Below are 9,482 nucleotides of genomic sequence, written 5' to 3'. Positions count from 1 at the left end.
AGGATGATCTCGATGATGAATAGGATCGTCGACTACTAGCAATTGCTTGATGGTCTGAGAAAGACCAAGTTTGTGATCGAATTCTTTATATAGTAGCAGGCCGGCGTCTGAGGTCAGATCACCGCCTTCAAAATTGATTCTCATTCGGGGGTTGAAGTTCATGCCATACTCTTGTAAACTTGTCAAAGAAGAGCCTCCTTAGTAGTTTTGTTGTGTTTGGTCACCATCAACACTACCAAAGTAAGGGCTCTTTTTCCATTTTTTCTTTCACTTTTTAAGAGAGATGAAAAATGGCCGTAATCCCTTGTTACTATTGATATTAAATCATATTAGATAAGAGCTATGAATATTTCAGGTATAAGTAAATAAAGTAAAAAGAAAGAAATAAAAAGAAAATATAAAGAAAGAAAATATAAGAAAGAAAGTACAAAGAAAGTAAGAAGTAAGAAGTAAGAAATAAGAAGTAAGAAGAAAGAAAGAAAGAAAGAAAGAAAGAAAGAAAGAAAGAAAGAAAGAAAGAAAGTAAGTAAGTAAGTAAGTAAGTAATTTGATCATGTACTTATCAATTGGAACTAATCTACTTTTAATGCACTACAAGAAATTTGATGGTTAAATAACACACTACTTTTAGTGCCTATTGATAGCTCGAGGGTTTGATGCAGAGTTGAACTAAATGGGCAAAAATAGGTATGTTTTTTGAAGAAAGGTTTAGACGATAACTAAATTCGTCTAGGTACTTTTGTAAATGTTTGGGTCCAAGGCCATGGAAGGTGTTATTTATCCATTTACTAGCTTGTTTAGCGAATATGAGCAATGGGCGAAGTCGTGAGGGGGTATAAAAACCTGTAACAATCTCAACATTTTGGGTATCGGATTCAATGTGCTGTTGATGAAAGGCTTTTGTTTCAATACGAGGAATATGTCTTTCTTTTGGATTCGGAAGTAGAACGTGCTTTATTTTGAGGTGGGTAAATTGATTCCATTCATTAACTGATGAGCCTACTAGAAGAAGGTGCTCTTGTCTGTGTTTGTGGACGGAAGGATTATAAGGTCGTCCATAGATAGCCGAATTTATACAAACTGAACCCGAAAGCTGGTTTTGATTATCGGAGCTATGAATCACAGAACGGATTTTATGTAAGATTAGCCAGGCAGTTTTATATGTAACCTTAATAAATTTAGAAAGTTCGGTTGCGGTCGTACCTTTATTGGTATGGGAGAATAGAAAAAGAGACAGTATCCATTTACGTAGTTCAGTCCGGCTTCCTTCCATAATAGTTCCAGATATTAGTGACGTTTGATGGCGACAGTGACAGCATTCGTAAAGCGGAAGACGACGGGTAGTTGTCACATAAGCATGGCTGTGTTTACAACGCGGGCAGATAAAACCTTCAGGCCACTTAGTGTGAAAAATATACGCAATGCAAGCACTATCAGTGGAAAAATGATTTTGAAATTGATCAAGTGACATACATGCAAAATTCATATGTATCTCTCCGTTTGTTTCAAAATAGGAATATACGTTCCTGTTAATATTATACCAAACGTATGAACTCATTTCAAGACAATTTGGGAATATTTGATTAAAATTATGGTTATTTCTAATTCTGAGTAATGGGGATAGTGCCCATAGAGATGGAGAAAAGTTGGGTTGGATGGGAAGTGAGGTGACGTAGGAGGGAAGATTCGACTGAGATGAGATACATATACACAGGCTTGCATGAAAGGACGTGACAAATTGTGTTGGCTGAAGGAAATGGTGACAAAGAGAGGGGATGCAGAGTCGATGAGGGGGGCAGACGTGTGTAAACACGGAATGGATAAGAAGATAGTGGAAGATGCATTGACGATTGGACGCAGCGTGAGAAGATAAGGAATGGATGAGACGCACGTGAGAAGAACTTGAGATGGTGGGTCTCAGATATGAGAAGATTTGGATACAATGGTACCCAGATGTGAGCTGGTACTAGATGATGGGGATAACGATGTAAGAGGGTGAAGTGGAGTCGGATTTAGACACGATTTAGACGACATGGGATTCACATGGGACGGGGCACAAATGGAGGGGACGGAGAAGAGATAGGTTAACAAAGGACATGGATATGGACGTATTCGAGTTGATGGGACTTGCCGTAGGGAACGTGTCTTCTTTTTCACTCCATGTCCGCATAAGGTAGTACTAATTGATTTAAGTGGCTAGGGGAGGGAATGGGATGCTGCTAAGGAGACGATGGAGAAGCAGACCTACAGGGAAAACAAACCGCAAAAAGGTGCTTTTGATCAGTCTTCTCATTTTTGTCTTATTTACTGTGCAGTTTTTTATTTTCGTAGAACGTAATCTTAGACCTCCACTGATGAATTTGGCAAAGGTACGCATCAAGCAGATAGCGACACAAGCGATTAATAGCGCTATTGCGAATCATGTGGCTGGAAATACGAGTGCGGAGCAATTAATTGATTGGAAGATGGATAAAAACGGTAAAATAACGGGCTTCATGCTTAATTATAATGAACATATGCGTATTACTGCAGATACGATTAAAACTGTGCAAGGTGAACTGAAAGATTTGCAAAGTATATCTGAGCATATTCCGGTTGGGCAAGCGATGAATAGTGCGATTCTCTCCTCGTTTGGCCCTGATATTCCGATTCGGCTGCTGCCAGTTGGTACTGTGAAGGTTGATCTGAATACGCGATCACAAAATGCGGGAATCAATATGGTTATGTTTGAAGTGTATGTTCGCATTATTGCTGAAGTATCGGTGATTATTCCCTTTGATTCCGATACAGAAATTGTGGAAACGGAAATTCCTATTTCATATTCTCTCGTGGTTGGGGATGTCCCAACATATTATTATGATAATAAGGGAAAACCGGTGGGTAGTAATAAGGATGCAAGTCCACCGAGTTTATCGCTGCCTAGCATACCGAATGCCGGAACTACAACAACACCAAAGGCAGAGGGAGTTACAACGCAAGAAAGCAAGACACAAAAAGAGCCGCCCCAATAATGGAGCGGTGTTATTTTTTCTTTTTCATCCGATCTTCTCGTTCCCATTTGCGAAGGGAGGGGTAAGGATCAAAGCTCCATTCGGTTAGCCCATTATCACGATAAAGTCCAAAATGAAGATGAGGCGGAAATTTACCTGAAGTTCCTGGCTTACCATAACCCGAACTGCCTACCCAACCGATAGTTTGTCCAGGCTTTACGATATCGTTTTCTTTGATCCCTTTTTGAAAACCAGAGAGATGGGCGTAGTAATGATAAATATTGTTCACATCTCGAATACCAATCCGCCAGCCTCCGTAGGGATTCCAGCCTTTTATCTCTACAATGCCATAGCAAGTGCTTCGTACAGGAACACCATAGCCCGCAAATAAATCTGTGCCTTCATGGGAACGATGCCCGCCCCATCCGCGGCTATCTCCCCATGTACTGCGGTAGGAGTAGTCTGCATTCACTGGCAGTGGAAAAGCATGCTCACCAACATCGAGAGTACCTAGTGTGGCATAGATTGTTGCGAATTGTTTGATACGTTCTACACTGCGTGAGTTTTGATAATAATTCCATAAGTTGATTTGTAAATTTTCTTCTTGGTTGCCATTATTGCTCATTACTGTGGCCATAGCTGCCAGTACGTCTAAATCGTTGTTTCGATCTGCGACGCCGTCACCTGAACCATCTCGTCCGTAGCCATGAAAGAAGGAGATGCTTTTTGGATTCGTATCTTGTTGGTCTGGATTTAATAAGCCCACCCAATCTGCTTCAGGGAAGTAAATGCTGGTAATTCCTTGATGTACGGGTCTTTTTTTCGCGATATTCATCGTTCTTTCGTACTGATCAACTGCAGCAAGGTATGCCCACGGAATGCCAGACAAGATGCTTGTTTTTTCAAATAGCTCTTTCCGCTCAGCGTTCAAGTTCGGGTTAACTTTAGACGGAGTTGCCTTAAAGAATTGGTCAGATGCAGCGGCATGGGATTCAGCACTGCCTGAAAGAGTCCCGGATTCGGTTGCTGATAGGAGGAGGCTAAGAACAAGAACCCGCGACCAAAAAGGTCTGCTTTTCATCTCAATCATCCTTCCTTAAATGTTAGTTCTTAGGATGTACTCTTCGGCGAATGTTTATCCCTGCATCTTTCGTTGTTATCGGATTTTTGCTATGATGCCTCTAAGAGGTGAGGATCGTGAGTTTTAATCATAGGGATGAGCATGTGGACGATAATATGCTGTTAATTCAGGCTAATTTGGATGATATGAACCCGGAGTGGGTTTCTTATATCATGGACAAGCTTTTTGAAGCAGGTGCGAATGATGTATTTGTAGTACCGATAATTATGAAAAAAGGCAGACCAGGGATTATGCTGAATGTGCTGGTTGAAGATGAACGGCTCTCTGTTGTAGAGGAGGTTATTTTTAGCGAGACAACGACACTTGGCATTCGGTATATGCACGCTTCCTGTCACCGATTGGCTAGAGAATTCAAGCAAGTGCTAACAAGATGGGGACTTTTAACGGTAAAAGTCGGTTATCACCAGGGGAAATTGGTACAATATGCACCAGAGTTCAAAGAATGCGAGCAAATCGCTAAGGAGTATCAAGTACCTTTGAAGCAGGTATACGAGGAAGTTAGGATGCAGTTTATACAGCAAAAACAAAAAAACGTCTCCTCCTGATTTGAAGGAAGAGGCGTTTTGTCATTTTATTTACGGCCTCTTTGGAGGCTCATGTATGGTGAGGGTGTGTATGTGAATGTTCATGTTGGTGGTGATGATGATCATCATGTGTATGGCCGTGACCATGACCATGTTCATGTGCCAGGTGCTCGTGGCTTACTTGCCATTTTCCTATATAAGGATCAACTTTACCGACTACGACACGAAGCACGTTCGGTTGATTAGGTAAATCTCTTGTTCCTGCACCGTAACCGATGGTGTCAACGATCATAGGAGGAAAGCTTTTGGAGAACTCGTCCACGATTCCGGAAATAATACCGGCACCAGTTGGCGTAGTCATCTCAAGGTTATAGTTAGTTGATGCAATAGGTAACCCTCGCATCATTTCCAGTGTTGCCGGAGCCGGAACGGGATATATACCATGATCGATATGTATCGTTCCTGAACCAAGCGGTACTGGGGAGGCAAAGATCCGCTCGACTTGCAGGGAGTCAATGGCTAAGGCTACTCCTACGATATCGACAATGGAGTCTATGGCTCCGACCTCATGGAAGTGTACTTTTTCAACGGGAATACCATGGATTTTGGCTTCAGCAATACCGATCTTTTCAAAAATAGCTAAGCTGAGAGCTGTTACACGCTCATTGAACTCTGCCTGTTGAATGACTTGTACGATTTCTAAGTAATGACGATGGTGTTTTGGTGGGTGCTGCGGGTCTAGAATGACATCTAGTTTCATGGCAGAAATGCCGCGCTTAACAACACGCTTCCATTCCAACATGTATGGCTCTAGCTTGATTTTGGTAAGCTCATCTTCAATGTAAGCTCGATCTGCTCCCGCGTCTACTAAAGCTCCAAGGGTCATATCGCCGCTGATTCCGGAGAAGCAGTCTAAATACAAAATGCGCATTGTAGGATCTCACGCTCGTTTCGACATATTTTTGTTAATGAGCCCTGCATAATAGCCAGCTCCGAAGCCGTTGTCGATGTTCACTACGGAGATTCCTGGTGAGCAGCTATTTAGCATCGACAACAAAGGGGCGATGCCTGCAAGGTTCGCACCATACCCGATGCTTGTAGGCACAGCCACGATCGGTTTGGCTACTAGCCCGCCGACGACGCTGGCGAGCGCGCCTTCCATGCCGGCAACGACCACAATCGCGTTTGCACCGCGAATGAGCTCCAGCCGGCGGAAGAGCCGGTGAATGCCAGCTACACCCACGTCGAATATTCGTTCAACGTGGCTGCCCAGGCATTCTGCTGTTAGAGCCGCCTCCTCCGCCACGGGGAGGTCGGAGGTACCTGCGCACACGACGGCGATATAGCCGTCGTGGACCTTAAGCATAGGCCGCTTGAACCAAGTTAGCGACCTTGCCGTTTCGTGGTAGGTGACGCCTTCCACGGCAGCTGTAACATGTGCGGCTTTGGCCGCGTCGACCCGCGTAGCGAGCACGCGGTCGGTGTGCTCCATCAGCCGCCGGAAAATCTCCTCGATCTGCTCCGCGGTCTTGCCTTCCCCGAAAATGACCTCGGGGAAGCCCGTACGCTTCTCGCGATCGATGTCAAGCTGAGCAAATCCAAGATCAAGGTTAGCTGGGCCTGCGGCGCTGCCTTCCTTGATGATTTGCTTTTTGGCTTCTTCTACGTCCAGATCGCCCGCCTGGACGAGCTTTAAGATTTTCTCTAGGTTCATCATAAGGATGCTTCTTTCACCTTGTCTTTCGTCTCCTTGGACAGGACTTCGTTCATGCTGCCCGTGCGGTAACCTTGTAAATCGAGCGTCACGTAAGTGAAACCGAGCTTGCTGAACTTTTCATAGATCGCATCACGGTGCTCAACGACTTTATGAATCTCATCCGGCATAACCTCGATGCGGGCAATTTTTTCATGGTGACGAACGCGCACCTGATACAATCCGAGCTGGGACAAGAAGTACTCGCCTTCATCCAGTTGGTCGATTTTCCATTTCTCAATTTGCGTCCCGTAAGGGATGCGAGATGACAAGCAAGCAAAAGACGGTTTATTCCAAGTACGCAGTCCTAGCTCTTTGGAAAGCTGTCTGATCTCGTCTTTGGTCATGCCGGACTCCTGTAAAGTACTACGGACGCCTTGCTCGTTTTTGGCTTGTAGACCCGGTCTATAATCACCGAGATCGTCCATGTTCGAACCATCCAGAATATAGGGGTATCCTAACTCTTTGGCTAGTTGCTGCAAATGTGAATAAAGTCCCGTTTTGCAATGGTAACAGCGATCTGGATTGTTCGCGACGAAATTCGCGTTCTCTAGTTCCTTGACCTCTGTTTTGTACAGTGGGACACCGATTTGTTCTGCTAGTTCAACGGCGGCATCGAATTCCCGAGAAGGGAACGTTTCGGATGCTGCAGTGACGGCTAAGACTTGATCTCCGAGCTCCTGCTGCGCACGTTTGAGGACGAATGTACTGTCAACCCCTCCGGAGAAGGCGATTAATACTCGTCCCATACCTCTTAAAATTTCTCCAAGTTTGCGGTCTTTCTCTCTTGTTACTTCTTGTATGCTCATGTTTCTTCCCTCCCATACAGCCTTTACGTGATAGGTTAAGCTGTTTTGGCCATCTTAATAAGTGTATCACAACTGACTGGCAAAGTGGATTGTTTTGTCAGTCATTCATGTTATAATAACAAGAACGAGAAACCAAATAAAAGGCGGGAAATATAATGCCTACAAAGCCATTAGAGAGAAAACCAGACTGGTTAAAAATTAATCTCAAGACAGATGAGAATTTTAAAGAAATAAAGTCAATGATGCGTTCCAAGACGCTGCATACGGTTTGTGAAGAAGCTAAATGTCCGAACATTCATGAGTGCTGGGCGAATCGTACAGCCACTTTTATGATTTTGGGCGATATTTGTACCCGAGCATGCCGTTTCTGTGCAGTCAAAACAGGGCTGCCTACCGAGCTGGATCTTGAAGAACCAGAACGTGTAGCTGATGCCGCTTTACAAATGGGACTGCGTCACTGTGTCGTAACTTCCGTAGCGCGCGATGATTTAACAGATGGCGGTGCGATGATATTCGCTGAAACCATCAAAGCAATTCGCCGCAAATTGCCAATGTGCACAGTCGAAGTGCTGATCCCCGATTTCTTGGGGCGGGAAGAGTCGCTGGCCACGGTTCTAGAGGCCAAACCTGATATCTTGAACCATAATATGGAGACTGTTGAGCGCATGTCAGACCGCGTCCGCTCGAAGGCGAAATATCGCCGTTCTCTTGAACTGCTGGAGCGTTCGAAGCGTATTGCTCCGAACATCCCTACCAAATCCAGCGTCATGATTGGCGTGGGCGAGGAGTGGGACGAGCTGCTGCAAACGATGGAGGATTTACGAGCAGTTGGCTGCGACATTATGACGATTGGGCAGTACCTGCAGCCGTCGACAACACATTTGGCTGTAGCTAAGTATTATACGCCTGAGCAGTTTGCTATGCTCAAAGAAGAAGGCATGAAACGTGGCTTTAAGCACGTAGAGTCGGGGCCATTGGTACGCAGTTCGTACCACGCCCATGAACAAGTTCAAGCGGCTTCGAACGTTTAGATTAACGAACGGATCATAGAAAGGAGAGCTTCCTACCATCATGATTCATATTGCAAATAAAACATATGAGCTCGTTACAGACCATAAGAATGGCTGGAATTTTGAAGTTTTTAAAGAACGTTTTAGCGAAGTGCTGGAGCGATATGATTATATTGTCGGCGATTGGGGATACAGCCAGTTAAGGCTGAGAGGATTTTTTAAAGAAATCCATCCTAAAGCGACAAAGGAATCATCCATCGCGGCTCTTCAAGATTACTTGAATGAGTACTGCAACTTTGGCTGCGCGTATTTTATTATCGAAAAAGTGAATGGCGCAAAGCAGCAAGTGCCTTCTGAAGTGATTACAACCACTCCTTAATGTAGTGAAACCAAAAGACGCCTCTCATTCTTTAGCGGAGTGAGGGGCGTCTTCTTCTTATTTATTTCACTTCTAACCCAACAAAAGCTTCCCGAACCCTACTCCAGAAAGGAAATGGGCGGAATCTGGCAAACTTAACTTTCACGTTGGCAGCTACACGGCAGCGGATAGAAACGACGTCGTCGCGCTGCAAGTATAAGTGATCAAGTGATAAAAGCATATTCTGCTGCGCTTTGGGATAAATGTCACAGTGATGATGCTTCGGTAAAATCATGGAAGAACCGAGTGTACGGTAGACCCTATTGTTAATTGAAGCAATCTCTGCAATTTGAATGGCTTCAAGCGAAGGGTGGACCATTGCTCCACCTAAGCTTTTGTTGTAAGCTGTACTGCCGGCAGGCGAGGAGATACAGATTCCGTCTCCGCGGAACATTTCGAACATTTCGTCGTTAACGTGAAGTCGCGCGACTAGCGATACTTCGATTCCTCGTATGGTAAATTCGTTGAGCGCCAAATGTGTCTCGGAGCCCTTTTCAGTCGTAATTTCAATCTCAACGACGGGGTACTGCACAACACGAAGCTCCTCGGGTGTGGTGACGCTGAACATCAATGAAGCTAGATGATCCAGCTCATCTGGTTTCCAATCTGCGAAGAAACCTAAGTGTCCAGTATGGATCCCAACGAAAGCGATTGTGTCAAGCTTCTGCACATATTTATGAAAAGCTTGCAGCATCGTGCCATCTCCGCCAATAGAAAGGACAATGTCGGGATTTTCTTCATCCCTCGGCATGCCTTGCTCTGCGGCGAGTTTATGGAACCGCTCTGTCAGCCCCTTGGAGATGTCATCGCCTCGTTCAATGACGTTGTATTTCAATT

Annotated in this window: 11 protein-coding genes; 4 read left to right on the top strand and 7 right to left on the bottom strand. The window is 44.6% G+C overall.

Features of this window, described 5'->3' with window-relative positions; translation table 11 throughout:
- On the bottom strand, positions 1 to 186 hold a 186-nt coding region (locus G519_RS0111790), incomplete at its 3' end, for a transposase (protein WP_029194857.1).
- Between the two features lie 448 nt (positions 187 to 634).
- Positions 635 to 1,486 (bottom strand): transposase, encoded by an 852-nt coding sequence (locus G519_RS42740; RefSeq protein WP_064743436.1) that lies wholly within the window; start codon positions 1,484 to 1,486, stop codon positions 635 to 637.
- 727 nt (positions 1,487 to 2,213) lie between these two features.
- Here G519_RS42740 and yunB point away from each other — a divergent pair.
- Positions 2,214 to 3,011, top strand: a complete 798-nt coding sequence (gene yunB / locus G519_RS0111780; protein WP_244280094.1) for a sporulation protein YunB — start codon at positions 2,214 to 2,216, stop codon at positions 3,009 to 3,011.
- Between the two features lie 10 nt (positions 3,012 to 3,021).
- Here the strand turns inward: yunB and G519_RS0111775 are convergent, their stop codons facing one another.
- Positions 3,022 to 4,071: a M23 family metallopeptidase gene (locus G519_RS0111775; protein ID WP_064743434.1), complete on the bottom strand. Its 1,050-nt coding sequence runs from the start codon at positions 4,069 to 4,071 to the stop codon at positions 3,022 to 3,024.
- Positions 4,072 to 4,187: 116 nt separating this feature from the next.
- Here G519_RS0111775 and larC2 point away from each other — a divergent pair, with 116 nt between their 5' ends.
- Positions 4,188 to 4,676: a nickel pincer cofactor biosynthesis protein LarC2 gene (gene larC2, locus G519_RS0111770; protein ID WP_029194854.1), complete on the top strand. Its 489-nt coding sequence runs from the start codon at positions 4,188 to 4,190 to the stop codon at positions 4,674 to 4,676.
- 49 nt (positions 4,677 to 4,725) lie between these two features.
- On the opposite strand, the gene larC is transcribed toward larC2, so the two are convergent.
- Genes larC through larE form a run of 3 tightly spaced genes read right to left on the bottom strand, consistent with a single transcriptional unit; the run spans position 4,726 to position 7,217 of the window.
- On the bottom strand, positions 4,726 to 5,586 hold the full coding sequence (larC, locus tag G519_RS0111765) for a nickel pincer cofactor biosynthesis protein LarC (RefSeq protein WP_029194853.1): 861 nt from the start codon (positions 5,584 to 5,586) through the stop codon (positions 4,726 to 4,728).
- A gap of 9 nt (positions 5,587 to 5,595) precedes the next feature.
- Complete coding sequence (gene larB / locus G519_RS0111760) at positions 5,596 to 6,372, bottom strand: nickel pincer cofactor biosynthesis protein LarB (protein ID WP_029194852.1); 777 nt, start codon at positions 6,370 to 6,372, stop codon at positions 5,596 to 5,598.
- On the bottom strand, positions 6,369 to 7,217 hold the full coding sequence (gene larE, locus G519_RS0111755; RefSeq protein WP_036632720.1) for an ATP-dependent sacrificial sulfur transferase LarE: 849 nt from the start codon (positions 7,215 to 7,217) through the stop codon (positions 6,369 to 6,371). Before larE ends, larB begins: the two co-directional genes overlap by 4 nt.
- A gap of 155 nt (positions 7,218 to 7,372) precedes the next feature.
- Here larE and lipA point away from each other — a divergent pair, with 155 nt between their 5' ends.
- Together lipA and G519_RS42735 are read left to right on the top strand one after the other, a co-directional pair.
- Entirely contained in the window at positions 7,373 to 8,248 is an 876-nt protein-coding gene (gene lipA, locus G519_RS0111750; protein ID WP_029194850.1) for a lipoyl synthase, read from the top strand.
- A 40-nt stretch (positions 8,249 to 8,288) separates the two neighbouring features.
- Positions 8,289 to 8,606 carry a YutD family protein gene (locus G519_RS42735; protein ID WP_036632718.1) on the top strand — a complete coding sequence of 106 codons (318 nt, stop codon included), beginning with the start codon at positions 8,289 to 8,291 and terminating at the stop codon, positions 8,604 to 8,606.
- A gap of 61 nt (positions 8,607 to 8,667) precedes the next feature.
- On the opposite strand, the gene G519_RS0111740 is transcribed toward G519_RS42735, so the two are convergent.
- The gene (locus tag G519_RS0111740) at positions 8,668 to 9,480 is read right to left on the bottom strand and encodes an NAD kinase (RefSeq protein WP_029194849.1); all 813 of its coding nucleotides are present in this window, start codon (positions 9,478 to 9,480) and stop codon (positions 8,668 to 8,670) included.
- Between the last annotated feature and the right edge of the window lie 2 nt (positions 9,481 to 9,482).

Source organism: Paenibacillus alginolyticus DSM 5050 = NBRC 15375 (assembly GCF_000422905.1).
GTDB lineage: Bacteria > Bacillota > Bacilli > Paenibacillales > NBRC-103111 > Paenibacillus_E > Paenibacillus_E alginolyticus.
The sequence above is the reverse complement of the archived record's forward strand: the minus strand, read 5'-3'. Positions and strand labels throughout refer to the sequence as shown.